Genomic DNA, 15,424 nt, shown 5'->3' on the forward strand with positions numbered 1-15,424 from the left:
CGGGAACCCCTCCCGAAACCCGGTTTTTGATAAGTTAGTCTGCCTGCTTCCTGAGTGCATTTTCTTTTTTCATGATGGTCTGTTCATATCTTGCGATTTTATCGTTCAAGCGTTCCAGTGTGTTCGTCATTTCTTCGATTTTGTCCCCCAGTCGATTGCGCTGTTCAATCAACAATCCCTTTCGCGTTTCAAGCGTGTCGTCGCCTTGTTGAAAAAGCGAAACATACTCGATCAGTACCTCGACCGGAAGCCCCGCGCTTTGACGCATGCATTTAACAAAATCAACCCATTTGATGTCTTCCTCCGTATAATCCCTGATACCATTTTTGTTCCGGTTTACTGGCGGAATCAACCCAATTCGCTCATAATAGCGCAGGGTATCCTGGGAAAGCCCAAACCTTTCGCTGATTTCTTTAATCGTCACCGTCATGTCTTGATTCACCTTCTCTGTTCAATACCGTTTCCTGAATAAGTCAGTTGTTAAAGCTATAAGGCGCCCACAACCCGGTGAGGTATGTACGGCTCTTCCAGGGAGGCCATCTCCTCCGGCGTGAGTTTGACCGTAAGCGCGGCTGCGGCATCCTCCAGGTGAGATATTTTGGTCGCGCCGACAATGGGAGCCGTGATCGGTTCTTTCTGCAGCAGCCAGGCGAGCGCAACTTGAACGCGCGGAATGCCCCGCTCATTCGCAATGCCTGCAAGCCGTTCCACAATGATCCGATCGGCATCCGCCGTGGCATCATACTTGGATTTCTGAACCATGTCCGTTTCGGAACGCTGCGTCGTCTCCGACCAGTCTCGCGTCAATCTTCCCGATGCTAGTGGGCTGTAGGGGATCACGCCGATTTTTTCGGATTGGCACAACGGCAGCATTTCGCGCTCTTCTTCGCGGTAAATGAGGTTGTAATGGTTCTGCATCGAAACGAACCGGGTCCAGCCATTCTTTTCAGCGGTATGCTGGGCCTTGAGAAACTGCCATGCATACATGGCTGAAGCTCCGATGTAGCGAACCTTTCCGGCTTTCACCACATCATGAAGGGCCTCCATCGTTTCTTCGATAGGCGTATCATAATCCCATCGATGAATCTGGTACAGATCGACATAATCGGTACCCAGCCGCTTGAGGCTCTTGTCGATTTCGCTCATGATTGCCTTCCGGGACAGCCCCATCCCATTGGGGCCCTCGTGCATACGGAAATGAACCTTTGTCGCCAGGACGATTTCGTCGCGATTCGCATATTCTTTCAAGGCGCGGCCGACAATTTCCTCGCTTGTACCGTCCGAGTAGACATTCGCCGTATCAAAGAAATTGATGCCAAGCTCCAATGCCTTTTTAATAATAGGACGGCTGCTCTCTTCATTTAACACCCATTGATGCACCCAGCGCTCTGCTACGCCAAATCCCATGCACCCAAGACAGATGCGGGAAACATCGAGACCGGTGTTCCCTAGTTTCACATACTCCATCATAATCCCTCCTTAGACTTAAGTTTATCACTTGGAGTTAACTCCAGGTCAATACGCAATAAACACTCATGATGTTCCGTTTGACTCTAACCTGCAAAAACAAAAACTCCGCGTTCATCACGGAGTTTTTGCTGCAGGATTATGTATTGCCAACTTATGCGTCCTGCTAAACGCTTCACATGAAATCCCTCCCTGGCTTACCACCGTATGTTCATCAAGCGGCCCCTTTTGTCAGAAACATGCGGACATATGAAAGGTGAAAAATCAACGATAAGAAGCTCCGCCTTTTTCACAAGAGGAGCTTCTTGCGGGTTAGTCTGCTACAGGCCTTCCATAGCCGCACGATATCATCGATCAGCAGGTTGGCCGCTTGGATCCCGCCGGACAAGACTCAAAAAACCCGACTCTACATGGTAGAGTCGGGTTTGCGTTAGAAAGAGATGGATTTTTCGTTTTTATCCTGACCTTGCCATAGCATAACCGGGATCAGAAGCAGGGCGAGTATGCTCCCGGCAAATGAAAGTGTGGCATAACTGGAATGAGCAACCACCATACCTGAAAGGGCCCCACCTGATGCCCCCGCGAGGGCAATCAATACGTCAACAGACCCTTGCACTTTCGCGCGGGTTGTTGAGGTTGTTGCATCTACGATCAATGCCGTTCCGCTGATCAAGCCAAAATTCCATCCCAACCCTAGAAGAGATAGGGCGACAATCAATACGGTCATGGAATCAGCCGGTGCCATGGCGGCAATGACCCCTGCAAGCAAAAGCGTAACTCCAGAAGCCATTGCCATTGCCTTACGTCCGATTTTATCGACCAGGATACCGGTTATAAGGGATGGAAGATACATCGATCCGATATGAAAACCAATGACAAGCCCCACTTCGCTTAGTCCATGACCATGATGTCTCATATGTACGGGCGTCATGGTCATAATAGCTACCATTATAATTTGCGTTAAGATCATAACCACAGCGCCGATTGCGATTCCACGCTTTCCTGATCCCGCAGTACCCATTTCTTTTGCAGAACCGGCATGCTCATCCGAATTTCCCTGCATGGCTATAGCATTCGCTACCAGCAAAGGATCGGGACGTAGAAAAAATAGCAAAACGATGCCTGCGAGAATATATGCCGCAGCTGCCAATAAAAAGGGTCCGGCCAAACTCGGTATCCCCACCGACAGGGCGAAATCGCCAGTGACATTGACTAAATTCGGGCCTGCTACTGCACCAAAGGTAGTGAATACCATGGCCGTACTGGCGGCGGTTGCTCGTTGCTTAGAGTTGGCCAGGTCCGTCCCGGCATAGCGTGCCTGCAAATTCGTTGCGGTGCCTGCACCATATATCAATAGTGAGATTAAGAGCAGAGTCAGGCTATTCAACACGGCTGCTAACACGACTCCAATCGCTCCTATGCCTCCCGCCAGAAAACCGAGTCCCAATCCCAAACTGCGTCCATATCGCTGGGAAAGACGGCCAACCAGCAAGGCCGCACCTGCTGAGCCTAACGTAAACAGTGCCGTTGGTATACCCGTAAAGTTGTCGGTTCCCAGCATATCCTGAGCCAAAAGCGCCCCTACGGTAATGCCTGCCGCAAGACCAGCGCCCCCGAAAATTTGTGAAACAACAACGATGTTTAGTGTCCGCCGGTACAATTTACGTTGTTTTTCGGGTGAATCCACATAGCCTTGCAGTGAAGCCGGCAGCTTCGTCATGTCTTTTTTCGAATACATTCAAATGACATCCTTCCGTAGAAATACGATATGAAGTTGCCCGTCTGATTTCCTTGAATCGCGGCCGGTTCCACAGACCTTAAGCTCTCCAATTCGTCGTCGTATACCTTCATGATTGGGTGAATTGATAAATTGGAAACTTGTTTCACGAAATGGCCTGCTCTTCGCTGTTTCGCTTATTCGTAAATGCTTCCCAGTCCTGAACCCTCTTGCTTAAGCGAGCCGCATCGATTCCTTTGGACTTTAGTATCTCGATGGCTTTGATAGACATTAAACAGTGAGGACCCCGGCAATAGGCTACGACTTTGGCCTTTGCCGGCAACGCATGTAGCTGTTCGGCCAGCTCTTCTATAGGTATCGAGATAGCGCCAGGAATATGAGCAGCTTCATATTCGTCCTTTGGACGAACATCGATCAGCGTTACTTCCCCTGCTTCCATGCGGCTCATGAGTTCTTCAAACGATACTTCTTCTATATCCGATAGCTGACCCAGGAATTCATTTTTAATATGCTGGACTTCAATAAGTTGTTTTTCAGATAAACCATACAGAGAATCTAAAAAGTGCAAGACTGCAGGATCAGCGATTTCATAAATAACGAAATTCCCTCGTTTCTTATAATCGACTAGTTTGGCATGATGGAGGGTCTGCAAGTGTTGAGAGACATTCGCTATAGACATGGATGTGATTTTCGATATAACTTCTACGGATTTTGGTCCTTGTGTCAAAACATCCAGAATTTCTAAACGTTTTGGGCTGGAGAGGCATTTTCCAATTCGTGTATATTCCTTGTATAATTCGTCTTTAAGCTCTCTTTCGTTCATCGATTCAACCCCCCTGTAATAAACTATTCAATTGATATATTGAATAGTTTAAGTGGCATTCTGTCTTACGTCAATATTCTTTTGGCAAAGAAAACAGGCTGCCGGTTGAATGAACCAACAGCCTGTTACCTTGGCGTGTATTCTTGTTTAGAAGAACTACGCGGTTAGCGCAGCGTGTAATCCCCAATATGTAAAAACAACTAATCGTTTAATCCCTTTCCATTCAGGATATGCGGGATATATTTTTCAACCCTGGACTCTCGTGTTTTGGCTTGCTTGGGTGCGGAGAAATGCAGAATGTACGCTCTTTGCCGACCTGGCGTCAATGCTTCAAAAGCCTCTTTTAGGTTAGGCATTTCCTCGAATTTATTTTCCAGCTCTTCAGGTATGGTGTAATCCGTATTCTTTTTAAAATTTACTTGCAGACCGGCTTTCTCCACTTCAATGGCTTCCGTAATATAGGCTCTCACGATCAGTTGCATTTCATCTATATCTTGAGCACTGGTAAACCGAATCTGGCGTGCGGCCTGAACGTTCTCCGTTTGCTGGATCAGGATCCCATGGGGATCTTTTAATAATGCGCCTTTGTGAAACAGAAGCGCACAGTAATCCTTAAAACCGTGGATCAACACGATGTTTTTACCGTCGAACGTGTAACAAGGATGCATCCACTTAAAATCCTCGGTCAGCCCGCAGTCCAGCGCAATTTCTCTCAATAGCCCGAACTCTTCCTTCCACTTTTTAAGCTTATTAAAATACGGATCAATCTTTGTATTCCTTTCACCTCTTGTCATCAAGGTGCCTCCTCTGCTTTTGGTGGTTCTGGCTTTCTCGTTTGCGGTTCGATATATCTGATCAGTACAATATGGATTCTAATGGACTGGCACAAGCCCCTTTGATCTAAGTAACTCTAATTTCACTAGAGGTATACTTTTTTCAAGTTCGCCATTTGTTACATCCAAGCCCTCACGATCGACAAACACAATAAAGTCTTCAGCAAGTATGAAGTTTTCGGACCAATTCGTTTCATTTAATGAATAGGCCACTTCCTGCCACAACTTCATACCTTCCTCCCACCAATCATCTGTATTACGCCAAAACATAATCAGATTTCTAAGTTTCTGAATTAGTTCTTGATCTGTAAGTTCTTGTTGGTACTTCACAGGATGCTCTCCCGAATTCCAGATGGTCTCATAGTCCTTTTTGTTATCCACTTGCTCATCTCGTATATTTTGCAAGCCAGGTTGGAAAATCGGCGAGTATACCGTATGAGCTTCATCATGTAGAAAGATGGCAAGAAAACAACAGCTTCTATCTACTAATACTCGGGACACATTACCAATTATCTCTCTTAAAGCTGCTATTAGTCCTTTTTTAACTTCCTCTCGGAGAAGCGCCACCTCTTCAGCCAACATCATCACATAAATTACACCTTTTGTGCCATCTAATACTCGACTGAGAATGCCTTTCTCATCATACTCAAAATAGGTTCGAACTAAGTGTTCAAAGTAACCTGAATTACTTTCGTATTGAGGCTGATATACTTGGATCAACCGTTCACCCTCATATATGTAATCTTCGTACTGTAATTTATCATTCCGAGCAGAATATTCTATGCATCGCTTGATAAAACCATCGTATATCAAATATTCCTTTATAGAGTCCAATACTCCACGGACATATAATCTAGTGATGATTCGGTTTTCTTCGTAGACGGTATAAGCGTATCCATCAATTAATTCATCACAAGCTGAAATGCGAAGTCTATCATGATTATCGAATTCATAATAAGTGTCCGTCTCCTCTTCAGTAATTTCCCCTGGAACCGTACTTTGTCGCCCATACCAATACGGAGAAATATCATAACGTTTGCTTATGGTATATTCTCTCCTACAAATTGAAGACTCAGCCTCTTCTTTATAAAATTTATAATTATCTTGCGCTTCCTTACTTAATTTCAAATAATATTCTTTATCAACCATTTTGGGCTCCTTTTTACATTATGATTGACAAGCAATTCGACACAAAGCTAAATTTCACCTTTTTTGTCCTCTTGCCCTACAGTGATTATTCACAATCTTTTTTTGCTTGATTGTCATAACAAAAAAATAACCTTGGCCGACTTAAAGGCCAAGGTTATTGACATACGAGCAATTCGGAGACGATTCACGATGAGCGGAGGCTGCATCGTCCCTTCGGCTCCGATCGGTTTGGTTTTGAGTAAAGGGCTTGCGTTGCTCCCTTACCTATTTCTACTGCGCTCATCGTATTCTAGATGGTCTAATAGCCTGGTTAAAGAGCAAATTTTGTTGTTTTCTTATACAAATGCTCAGGCACTGCTTGCACGAACGGAGACCACTCGCTAGTCGCGTAAAGATACAGTCGGTGCATGGCCCGCGTACAGGCCGTATAAAGAAGCTTGCGTTCATTTTCCCTGCCGTAGGCTTCGGACGAAGCATCATAGACCAAGACCGCATCGAACTCGATGCCCTTTGCGAGATATACGGGGACAACCATCACCCCGTTTTGATAGGTGACGGTCTCCTTCGTAATGAGCTGCAAGGCTTCGCATCCCTGCAACTGTAATGATTCCAATGCTTGTCGGCTTTCGGCCGCAGTCTTCGTAATGATGGCAATAGAGTCGATGCCGTCGGCTTTAAGTGCCGCGATGTCCTTCAGCAACTGCGCATCACGTCTCTCTCTGCCTTCAAACCTAGCAAGAACAGGCTTCGGTCCGCTCCTCTCAAAGGGTACGATGTCCGACTCATCGATAAGCAGTTCTTTCGTGAATTCCACGATCTCCCGTGTAGAACGATAACTGCGCACTAGACGAATCAAGCTTGTATCGGCTTCACCATAAAGCCGAAGCAGAGGCGAATCGTCCCCTTGCAGCTTTGTGGACTGCATGAAGATCGCCTGCCCGAAATCGCCGAGTACCGACATGCGGGCACGAGGGAATAGTTTCTTGATATACTCGTATTGAAACGGCGAGTAATCCTGTCCCTCATCGACGAAGACATGCCGAATCTCGGTGTTCGTCCGAACGCCTTCGATCAATTCTTTTAAATACAAATATGGAGTCGCATCCTCATAGAACAATTCGAGCCGATCCAGCTTTTCTTTGGTTTGCTTGCAGATTTCAGGCCACATAGCAGGGATATCGGATTCCTTCGTTTTTTCCCGATATGCAGCTACATCGCCGAATAATTGGACGTATAAGCCGTGGGCATCAATAAACGATAATTTCCTCACGGTTTGCCTCAGCGGTTTGAAACTCTTCTTCACGATCCGCTGGCTGAGCAATTCCTCTTCCCGTCCGGCGAAGTCAAAGTCGCCTTCATCCCCCCGGCGTTTATTGCTTTTTATCTCGTTCACTACGGCGTAATGCTCGGCAATGTCAAAGACTTCCCGATCCTTGTGCAGCTCGCCGAACACTTCCGCATAGAGCTCCGTATCGAGGTAACTCAGCTCCTCGACTACCCAGGACGCCTTAAGCTCCTTGCGTTCCAGTAGCGATAGCTCCTTCAGCAGCCATTTCTGTAGCTGCTCAACCCGATTGGCCAAGCTCAAGGAAGGGTCGTAGCTGTAAAATTGGGTCCTCATTTGCTCCGCCGTAATCAGATCACGCTCCCGGAATCGAATGCCTTTAAATAGCATCCCTTCCCGGCCCAGCCACTGTGCATAATTCTGCAAGGCTTTCATGAAAGACTCCGATGCCTTGTATTGAATTCCCTGCAGACGTGTCTCGTAATTCGGGGTTGATTGTGCGGTCAGCACATATTCGATCTGATCAAAGGGATCCTCCAGTCGCAAGGATGGACCCAGCCAGTATTCGAGATATTCCTGCAGCGTCGTCTGCTGCATGTTCTCCTCGCCGAGCTCGGGAAGAACAGAGGATACATAGCTGTTAAAAATCGGGTTCGGCGAGAAAAGAACAATCTGGTCAGCCTTCAGCGAATCGCGGTTTTTGTACAGCAAGTACGCCACGCGCTGCAAGGCCGCAGAGGTCTTCCCGCTGCCGGCTGCGCCTTGTACGATCAGAAGCCGGCTGCGATCGTTTCGGATGATGGCGTTTTGCTCCCGCTGAATGGTGGATACGATGCTTTTCATCTGTGAATCTGCGCCCTTGGCTAGCATTTGCTGGAGCAGCTCGTCGCCGATCGTCAGGTTCGCATCAAACATATTTCGAATTTGACCGTTGTGAATCTGATACTGCCGTTTCAGCTCCATCCTACCCGAAATCTGCCCCATTGGCGTGATATATGAGGCCGCACCTGGGGAGTGGTCGTAGTAAAGACTTGCGATGGGAGTACGCCAATCATACACCAGAAAGTTCATTCCATCTTCATCGATGAAGGATGATACACCGATATAAATCTGCTCGCTCAGGTTCATGCCGTCTTCCAAAAAATCGACGCGCCCGAAGTAGGGAGAAGGCAGCAACTGATTGAAGTTCTTCCATTGCTGGGTCAGAAGCCGCTGCCGGCGTTCCCGTTCGGATAATATCGCGGCCTGTTGTTTGATCGTATAGAATGTTTCTTCGAATTCTTCATCCGTGCTTGTGTTGACCGTTACTTCTTCCCAGAATCGTCTGCGTATCTCAGCAGCCTGGTCGCTTAGCCCGGTAACCACAGGTTCCAACACGCCAATCCTTGCTTTCAGCTTTTCCCTGACCTGTTCCAGCCGTTCTTGTTCTGTCTGCCATTCTTTTGCTTCCATGTTGTTCTGACACACTCCTTTTACCATTTTGTGGGGATAAAAAAGAGCATTGACAAATCAGAGGTCACTGGTGTACAATCAAATTAGGAATAGTAATGATAATGCCAGTTAACTTGATTTTTTTCAATTGCGCTATTGATTATAACATAGCGTCTTTTCCATGTTCAATTATTTTTTTATTGTCGCTTGGCTTATGGCCAAGCTTTTTTATTTCTCCATATGACGAACTTCTCCGCTCTACCTCATAATTCCTTGTCCCTTCGCGTATCCACTTCTCACCAACGATCCATCCGTCCGTTTCATGGAGGGAATTTAATAGTACTTAACAAAAAAGCAGCCGATTACGCGTCGGCTGCCTTCTCAATATGGATCTTTCGGATTTCTTGCAGTTCATTCACTTGCCTGTGAATAAGTTACTATCATACCCGGTATACATATGAACAATACGATTAGCCGGTTACGCGATTCACGATTTTCAGTACGGCATCCCGCGTTAATTTGCTTCCGCCAGCAGATATGAGATTTACCGTGGCATGAGCTAAGGATAATGGGATTTTGCAAAATTTCAATGCTGGACCATCCTTCAAATCGGCAATATATGAATCGGCAATTTGTAAATTTCGGCGTGTGTATTGCTGCATCTCCTTAAATCCCCAACCATCCGGGTAGAAGTCGACGCCGCGATGAAGATCCTCTTCTCTATTGCGAAGGATATTTACCGCTTGCAGTCCTCTTCCGAAGGCAATTGCTTTGGTTGAATCAGACTGCGTCCCGTCATGCCAGAGCCAAAGCTCGGATAACATTTCTCCAACCATCCCAGCCACGCTATAAGTATATCTGTCCAAATCCTCTTCCGTGTGGATATTCCACCCGCTTTGAACCCACTGCGCCATATGTAACGACATCTTCGCGATGTAACGATTTACGATCGGGGCGCCGGATGACGGACAAAGAAGCGCCCAGTCATCGATCTGCATCGTAACGTCCGGTAATATTTCTTGGTAAGGTGAGAGCAAATGTTGTGTTTGGGTTACCATGGTATCCTCTGATTTGAATATATCATGAATGCCCAGCAGCAGTTTCACTTTCAATTCGTCCGCGAGTTCTTTATGGTCCTCGATTTCGTCAATTGCCCTCATGCATAGATAGGCAGATGTAACAGCCTCCTTTAATCCCAGTTCCAAATAACTTATGGGTATATAAAAAGTCCGGCTCGTCTTCTTTAACATGATCATCGCTTCATTCAGGGTAACGTTACTAATGAGTATTCCCTCCAAGTATCAGGCTCAGCTTTATATTAATTATTACTATGATAACATACATAGATATGGTTAAAGCAAATTTGCTGACGTACATCGTTAAAACAAAAAAAGCCGCGGTTTCCACGGCTTTCTATGCATGTATAATCTTATCCTATTAAACACGGCGAACTTAGCAGCTTAGCGGATTCCGTTCTTCTTGTCTTGTTATGCAAATAGCTCCAGGCCAAGAAAGAGCAGTAAACCGCTGACACTTGCATAAGCACTGAGGAAATGTTGTTTGGTATCCTTCATATAGCGTCTTTCTACAACGGAACGGAACGCATGCAGAATAGCAACAACAAGAATAATATCCTGATGAGCCCACACTCTCCATTCCAATACATATCTCATAACGAAAATGGCAATGAGGGCAGCGACTACAAGGATAAGCTCTCCAATTAAATGAAATCGATTGATATGCTTATATAGCAGTCCGTCTGACGTGGAGGATACCTTCAGCTTTTTTTTGATCCAAACGTAGCCGCAAAAGAAGATGATTACATACAACATGATTGTGATGAGGAACATTCATGAGGTCCCCCTTTCATAAAGTAGCAGTCATTATCAGCTTAACATCTTCATGATAGGTTTTCCACAATTACATGATTATGGAATAAATTTGATTTGTATTGCTGAACACAAGATGTCGAAAAAAAACCGGCCATGATCCTGGCCGGTTCTTCCGAATGAAAATGTTAAAGCTTAGGTTTGTTGTGCAAGATGTGCGTGATCCGGCGCTTTTTGATTCATGATCGGTACCATGACCAGTGAGCCAAGAAGGAATAATAGTCCTGCCCCGCTATAGATCGTGCTCAGTGAGAAGGCATCCTTTAACGCGCCGGCGAAAGACATCGAAATGACCATCATGCCAACGAACATCGGATTCAAAACCCCGTTCACCCGTCCGACGATGGAAGCATTGGACCATTTCAGAATCATCGTGCTGATCCCGATATGAATGCAAGGGAACACGAGCCCATTTAGAAATTGAACCGTCAGTGTCAGCGGAATGCTCGTCGAATACCCGACAATTGTCGTGCAGACGGCGCCAGACAGCATGCCTATGGCAAGAAGTAATTGCGGCGGTACCCGCTTCGCAAAGACGGCTACGATCCCGCCGCCGATCAGCATGGCTGCACCATTCACCATCAGCAGATATTGCAGGAACTCCTCGCTCCTGCCCAGCCGCTCGGTTACGATAAACAGGTTGAGGGCTTGAGCTACGCCAACCGCGAGTCCCGCGAGAACAAACGCGAGTCCAAGCATTCGCAGCACCTGGCTTTGCCACACATAGCGGAAGCCCTCAACGAAATCTCCACGGAACTGGCCTTTAGCGGCGATGGTCTGCGGCTTCATATTATCCTCCGGCAGACGAACAAGGACGAGTGCGGACAGCAGAAATACCGCGCCCATGATCGCAATCGATGTTTCAAGGCCGAACGTGCTGTAAACGAAGGTGCCAAGCATAGGGCCGAGCACCATGAAGATGGCCATCAACGATTGGAATAAAGCCATCCCTTGCTGCAGTTGTTCTTCTGCCACATGATACTTAAACAAACGCATGCTTGACGGCTGCGAGAATTGTGAAAGGATAGCCGAGATAAACGCAACGAGGTAAACGGAATGCCAAGAACCGTAATGTATGGTCAGAAGGACAACGAATACCGATACTGCGGATAACAAGTCGCACCAGATCATTGTTCGCTTAGGCCGCCAACGGTCGGCAAATGTACCTCCGATGAACGAAAAAACAAAAATAGGAGCGAATTCTGCTACGCTGATTAACGAGATCGCATATGGATCATTATTCGTTCGATCCGCAACGTACAGGAGAATCGCAAAATTACGTACCCAGATCCCGATCTGCAGGAGCACGCTAGATAATAAAATCGTCTGCAGGAACCGATTGCGAAGCAGGCTTGGTGCTTGGGTGCTTTTATCGTGCCTAGTCAATCTTTTCTACCTCCAATTTGTCAATGAAAATGCATTTCTTGTGTAATGGAATGACTCTCCTTTCATGATCTAATTATACGGACCGCATCATCGTTCACCTCCTACTTAAGACTGAATTTTTACTTATGTAGTTCCGCTAAATTCCGTTCAATTCCAGCTTTTTTTTATATCCATTCTCTCCCTTGTACCTGTTCGGAATCGGGAATTATAATGATGGTACCACGCCAGCTCGTTGAATAAACTCCGTAAGCTTGATTGCATCAATCGGCAGCTTCGGTGAATGGATGCCAACGGAATCCAGAATCTGAAACGGTGTATATTGAATAAACCAACTGCAGCTTTTATTAAAAATTCACCCCAGGAGGCGTTGAACGTATGATTGAAATTACCACCGAACTTGTACGCCGGTTAATCCATAGTCAATTCCCCCAATGGAAGGATTTAACCATCAACCCAGTGGAAAAAAGCGGACACGATAATCGTACCTATCGGCTGGGTAACGATATGACCGTTCGTCTGCCAAGTCACGATCGCTACGCTTCGGCTGTCGAGAAAGAGCTGACATGGCTCCCGGTCTTCAAACCCCATTTGTCCTTGCCCATTCCGGCTCCGGTTGCAAAAGGAGAGCCTACGGAAGAGTATCCTCTTCCATGGTCGATCAATCGCTGGATTGAAGGCGAAACCGTATCGCATGCCAACATTCGGGATGTTAACGAATTTGCCGAAGACCTCGCTGCATTTTTGAAGGAGCTGCAGGCGATCGACGCAAGCGGCGGCGTACCGGCGGGCATCCAAAATTTTCATCGCGGAGGAAACCTTGCCGTCTACGACAATGAGACCAGATCCATCATCGAAACGCTTTCCGACGAATACGATCAAGCGCTTTTAACGGAAATTTGGGAACTCTCCCTTACGACAAAATATCAATCCGCACCGATGTGGCTGCACGGCGATGTGGCGGTAGGCAATCTGCTCGTAAAGGATGGACGGCTGTGCGGCGTTATCGACTTCGGGACTATGGGTGTCGGCGATCCTTCAAGCGACCTCGTGATGGCATGGAACTTTTTTGACGACGACAGTCGCCGGATTTTCCTAAACCGCATGAATTTTGATGATAACACCGTTCATCGCGCACGAGGATGGGCCTTGTGGAAAGCACTCATCACCTTCGCTTGGAACGAGCATGGTTCGGAAGCCTCGAATTGGGGGAAGCATGTAATGGATGCCATTATCCGAGACTATAAAAAGCACGGTTTATGATGATGCTTTCAACGCATACAGCTGCGAAACCGTTCTGTCGAGCCGCTCTTTGATGAGGATCGCTTCCGCATATCGGGCTGGTATGCCTTCATACCCGTAGTAAATACCCGCCAGCCCGCCGGCGATGGCGCCGATCGTATCGGAATCATTCCCTAGATTGGCCGCCTTCTGTACGACTCCTGCAAAATCTGACGTATTGAGCAAAATATGCAGTACCCAGCGGAAGGTATGCACCACAAAACCGCTTGCCGGACAATCGGGCTCGGCTTCAATCAAGTGTTCGTATTCGCTTCCCGCCACCTCGGCCATGACGGCAGCCCTTAAGTTTTCACCCTGCAAAAGGCGCCACGCGATTCGGTTGTACATGAGGCAGGCATCGGCGCACCTTGGATCGTAATGCGTCATCCTCGACTGCAGAATCGTCACTCGTTCCATGTCCGCCGAATCCTTATAGGCCAGAGCCGCCGGCAGGCAGCGCATGAGGGATCCATTCCCCCCGCTTTGCCCCATATCCATATGCGCAACAAAAGCCGCTTCGAGCCAATCCCCCTCGTAGGTTTGAAAAACATGACGGATGATATTCCCGATGTCTTTGGGACGCGATTGATACCATTCCATAAAGAAACGCCCGATCGCTTCCATCGGCTCTGCAGGATTCTCGATAATGCCTGCGGCGACGCAAAGCGTCATCATCGTATCGTCGGTCACTTCTCCCGGTTCCAGATTCCAGACCCCGCCGCCGATGATTTCCGTCAAATAACCGTACTGTGCTTCGATCTCCCGCGTACTCATAAACTCCGTCGTCCCGCCCAAAGCGTCGCCCACGGCCACCCCGTATAGTCCGCCCTTGATGCGGTCTAAATATTTGTTGTCCATGCAAATACCTCACATTCTGTTCTTATTGAACCACCCGCAGTATCTTATCCAAGTGATTGTCGCAGATGCCATCCCCACGCAATCGAAACTCCGTAAAAAGCAGTAAACCCAGCCTTGGTAACGGACTAGGTTTAGTACTTAAAGTCAGTTTCGCAGTTCATGAAAAGGCATTAATCCTCAGTATAAATCTGGAAGGTCACGCCGAATTTATCGGTTACATCGCCAAAGCCTGAGCAAAAAGGGGCTTCCTCGAACGGCATATTCACTTGACCCTCTTGCTCCAAGGCTTCAAAAAATCGTTTGGATGTCTCCACGCTGTTCGTTGAAATGCAGATGGTGACCTGTTTGCCTTTCGGAATCGAGGTGCCGGTCGGTGCATCCGAGAACATGAGTTCAGCTTCGCCAATCCGCAGCTTCGCATGTGCGACAAGCTGATTTAATGCATCCGTGTATGTGTTCGGCATTTCCGGCATGTCTCCGTAAGTAATGATGGAAAGGACTTCGGCATCTAAAGCTTGTTCATAGAAGCGGATAGCTTCCCTTGCATTCCCTTCCATATTTAAATAAGGGGTAAGTTTGACTGTCATCCTCAATCAACTCCTTTTTTTCAATCATAGCAAAACAACCAAGAATGGGTTTCTTATGGATTGCTATCTTGAAAATCAGGCTAGCCATCCCCTTTATAAAAGCAACCCAAGCGAATGGGCTTGGGTTGCATCGTTTTTTTTAGCATGGATATTAAGCCGTGCACCTTATGAAACCGAAATTTCCTTTTCCATAATATAATCGTCCATCACGAATCCATTCCCGATATCCGCGATTTGTTCCCTCACGGTCCGATAGCCTTTTTTCTCATATACGGCGATACTGGATTCATTATGTCGATTGACCGTCAGCCAAATATGGCTTAAGCTTCGGTCTTTACACAGCTCTTCCAGGAATGCCATCGCTTGACTGGCATAGCCGCGTCCGCGGTGCTCCCTGCTAATGTAAAACTTGCTCAGGAAGAGCTTGTCCTCTTCTTGTCTGACCGACATATAACCGACGGTGGAGGAGTCTGCCGAATGGATCAAGTAATATTCGTAGTCCTGATGCCGGATCTGATCCGTAATCGCCGGGACAGCTTGATATTTGCCGATCATATATTCGATCTGCTCCATAGAAATGATGGATACGTAATATTCGCGCCAAATGTCTGCCGCCAGTCGGGCAACCTCAGCGATTTCTTCCACCGTTTTTACATGCGTAAATTTCAGTTTCATACATCTTCCCGCCTCTCCCGGATCG

14 protein-coding genes are annotated in these 15,424 nt (G+C 47.1%); 1 reads left to right on the top strand and 13 read right to left on the bottom strand.

Annotation, left to right across the window (positions count from 1 at the left end):
• Nucleotides 1-34 precede the first annotated feature (34 nt).
• The 10 genes from GYMC10_RS17320 to GYMC10_RS17365 form a co-directional block, all read right to left on the bottom strand.
• A complete protein-coding gene (locus GYMC10_RS17320; protein WP_015735710.1) occupies nucleotides 35-430 on the bottom strand; it encodes a MerR family transcriptional regulator in 396 nt (131 codons plus the stop codon).
• 56 nt (nucleotides 431-486) lie between these two features.
• Complete coding sequence (locus GYMC10_RS17325) at nucleotides 487-1,467, bottom strand: aldo/keto reductase (protein ID WP_015735711.1); 981 nt, start codon at nucleotides 1,465-1,467, stop codon at nucleotides 487-489.
• Nucleotides 1,468-1,897: 430 nt separating this feature from the next.
• Nucleotides 1,898-3,205: an MFS transporter gene (locus tag GYMC10_RS17330; RefSeq protein WP_015735712.1), complete on the bottom strand. Its 1,308-nt coding sequence runs from the start codon at nucleotides 3,203-3,205 to the stop codon at nucleotides 1,898-1,900.
• Nucleotides 3,206-3,350: 145 nt separating this feature from the next.
• Nucleotides 3,351-4,028 carry an ArsR/SmtB family transcription factor gene (locus tag GYMC10_RS17335; protein WP_015735714.1) on the bottom strand — a complete coding sequence of 226 codons (678 nt, stop codon included), beginning with the start codon at nucleotides 4,026-4,028 and terminating at the stop codon, nucleotides 3,351-3,353.
• Nucleotides 4,029-4,228: 200 nt separating this feature from the next.
• Nucleotides 4,229-4,822 (bottom strand): YdeI/OmpD-associated family protein, encoded by a 594-nt coding sequence (locus tag GYMC10_RS17340; protein WP_015735715.1) that lies wholly within the window; start codon nucleotides 4,820-4,822, stop codon nucleotides 4,229-4,231.
• 78 nt (nucleotides 4,823-4,900) lie between these two features.
• Nucleotides 4,901-6,010, bottom strand: coding sequence for a hypothetical protein (locus GYMC10_RS17345; protein ID WP_015735716.1), 1,110 nt, complete (start codon nucleotides 6,008-6,010; stop codon nucleotides 4,901-4,903).
• A gap of 310 nt (nucleotides 6,011-6,320) precedes the next feature.
• Entirely contained in the window at nucleotides 6,321-8,747 is a 2,427-nt protein-coding gene (gene helD / locus GYMC10_RS17350) for an RNA polymerase recycling motor HelD (RefSeq protein WP_015735718.1), read from the bottom strand.
• Nucleotides 8,748-9,196: 449 nt separating this feature from the next.
• The gene (locus tag GYMC10_RS17355; RefSeq protein ID WP_041622009.1) at nucleotides 9,197-9,982 is read right to left on the bottom strand and encodes a squalene/phytoene synthase family protein; all 786 of its coding nucleotides are present in this window, start codon (nucleotides 9,980-9,982) and stop codon (nucleotides 9,197-9,199) included.
• Between the two features lie 231 nt (nucleotides 9,983-10,213).
• A complete protein-coding gene (locus GYMC10_RS17360; RefSeq protein ID WP_015735720.1) occupies nucleotides 10,214-10,576 on the bottom strand; it encodes a DUF4181 domain-containing protein in 363 nt (120 codons plus the stop codon).
• A gap of 174 nt (nucleotides 10,577-10,750) precedes the next feature.
• On the bottom strand, nucleotides 10,751-12,001 hold the full coding sequence (locus tag GYMC10_RS17365) for an MFS transporter (protein ID WP_015735721.1): 1,251 nt from the start codon (nucleotides 11,999-12,001) through the stop codon (nucleotides 10,751-10,753).
• A 375-nt stretch (nucleotides 12,002-12,376) separates the two neighbouring features.
• Here GYMC10_RS17365 and GYMC10_RS17370 point away from each other — a divergent pair, with 375 nt between their 5' ends.
• On the top strand, nucleotides 12,377-13,261 hold the full coding sequence (locus GYMC10_RS17370; protein ID WP_015735722.1) for an aminoglycoside phosphotransferase family protein: 885 nt from the start codon (nucleotides 12,377-12,379) through the stop codon (nucleotides 13,259-13,261).
• Here GYMC10_RS17370 and GYMC10_RS17375 read toward each other — a convergent pair.
• From GYMC10_RS17375 to GYMC10_RS17385, 3 genes are all read right to left on the bottom strand, one after another.
• On the bottom strand, nucleotides 13,256-14,137 hold the full coding sequence (locus GYMC10_RS17375; protein ID WP_015735723.1) for an ADP-ribosylglycohydrolase family protein: 882 nt from the start codon (nucleotides 14,135-14,137) through the stop codon (nucleotides 13,256-13,258). The two genes, GYMC10_RS17370 and GYMC10_RS17375, sit on opposite strands and share 6 nt — an antisense overlap.
• A 170-nt stretch (nucleotides 14,138-14,307) precedes the next feature.
• Nucleotides 14,308-14,724 carry a VOC family protein gene (locus GYMC10_RS17380; protein WP_015735724.1) on the bottom strand — a complete coding sequence of 139 codons (417 nt, stop codon included), beginning with the start codon at nucleotides 14,722-14,724 and terminating at the stop codon, nucleotides 14,308-14,310.
• A 165-nt stretch (nucleotides 14,725-14,889) separates the two neighbouring features.
• Entirely contained in the window at nucleotides 14,890-15,399 is a 510-nt protein-coding gene (locus GYMC10_RS17385; protein WP_015735725.1) for a GNAT family N-acetyltransferase, read from the bottom strand.
• Nucleotides 15,400-15,424: the final 25 nt, after the last annotated feature.

The sequence above is a fragment of the Paenibacillus sp. Y412MC10 genome (assembly GCF_000024685.1).
Classification (GTDB): Bacteria; Bacillota; Bacilli; order Paenibacillales; family Paenibacillaceae; genus Paenibacillus_AQ; species Paenibacillus_AQ lautus_A.

What these genes read in the sequence shown, in the direction of transcription:
- GYMC10_RS17320 (WP_015735710.1), bottom strand. Translation starts at nt 430, where the DNA reads ATGACGGTGACGATTAAAGAAATCAGCGAAAGGTTTGGGCTTTCCCAG.
- GYMC10_RS17325 (WP_015735711.1), bottom strand. Translation starts at nt 1,467, where the DNA reads ATGGAGTATGTGAAACTAGGGAACACCGGTCTCGATGTTTCCCGCATC.
- GYMC10_RS17330 (WP_015735712.1), bottom strand. Translation starts at nt 3,205, where the DNA reads ATGTATTCGAAAAAAGACATGACGAAGCTGCCGGCTTCACTGCAAGGC.
- GYMC10_RS17335 (WP_015735714.1), bottom strand. Translation starts at nt 4,028, where the DNA reads ATGAACGAAAGAGAGCTTAAAGACGAATTATACAAGGAATATACACGA.
- GYMC10_RS17340 (WP_015735715.1), bottom strand. Translation starts at nt 4,822, where the DNA reads ATGACAAGAGGTGAAAGGAATACAAAGATTGATCCGTATTTTAATAAG.
- GYMC10_RS17345 (WP_015735716.1), bottom strand. Translation starts at nt 6,010, where the DNA reads ATGGTTGATAAAGAATATTATTTGAAATTAAGTAAGGAAGCGCAAGAT.
- helD (WP_015735718.1), bottom strand. Translation starts at nt 8,747, where the DNA reads ATGGAAGCAAAAGAATGGCAGACAGAACAAGAACGGCTGGAACAGGTC.
- GYMC10_RS17355 (WP_041622009.1), bottom strand. Translation starts at nt 9,982, where the DNA reads ATGATCATGTTAAAGAAGACGAGCCGGACTTTTTATATACCCATAAGT.
- GYMC10_RS17360 (WP_015735720.1), bottom strand. Translation starts at nt 10,576, where the DNA reads ATGTTCCTCATCACAATCATGTTGTATGTAATCATCTTCTTTTGCGGC.
- GYMC10_RS17370 (WP_015735722.1), top strand. Translation starts at nt 12,377, where the DNA reads ATGATTGAAATTACCACCGAACTTGTACGCCGGTTAATCCATAGTCAA.
- GYMC10_RS17375 (WP_015735723.1), bottom strand. Translation starts at nt 14,137, where the DNA reads ATGGACAACAAATATTTAGACCGCATCAAGGGCGGACTATACGGGGTG.
- GYMC10_RS17380 (WP_015735724.1), bottom strand. Translation starts at nt 14,724, where the DNA reads ATGACAGTCAAACTTACCCCTTATTTAAATATGGAAGGGAATGCAAGG.
- GYMC10_RS17385 (WP_015735725.1), bottom strand. Translation starts at nt 15,399, where the DNA reads ATGAAACTGAAATTTACGCATGTAAAAACGGTGGAAGAAATCGCTGAG.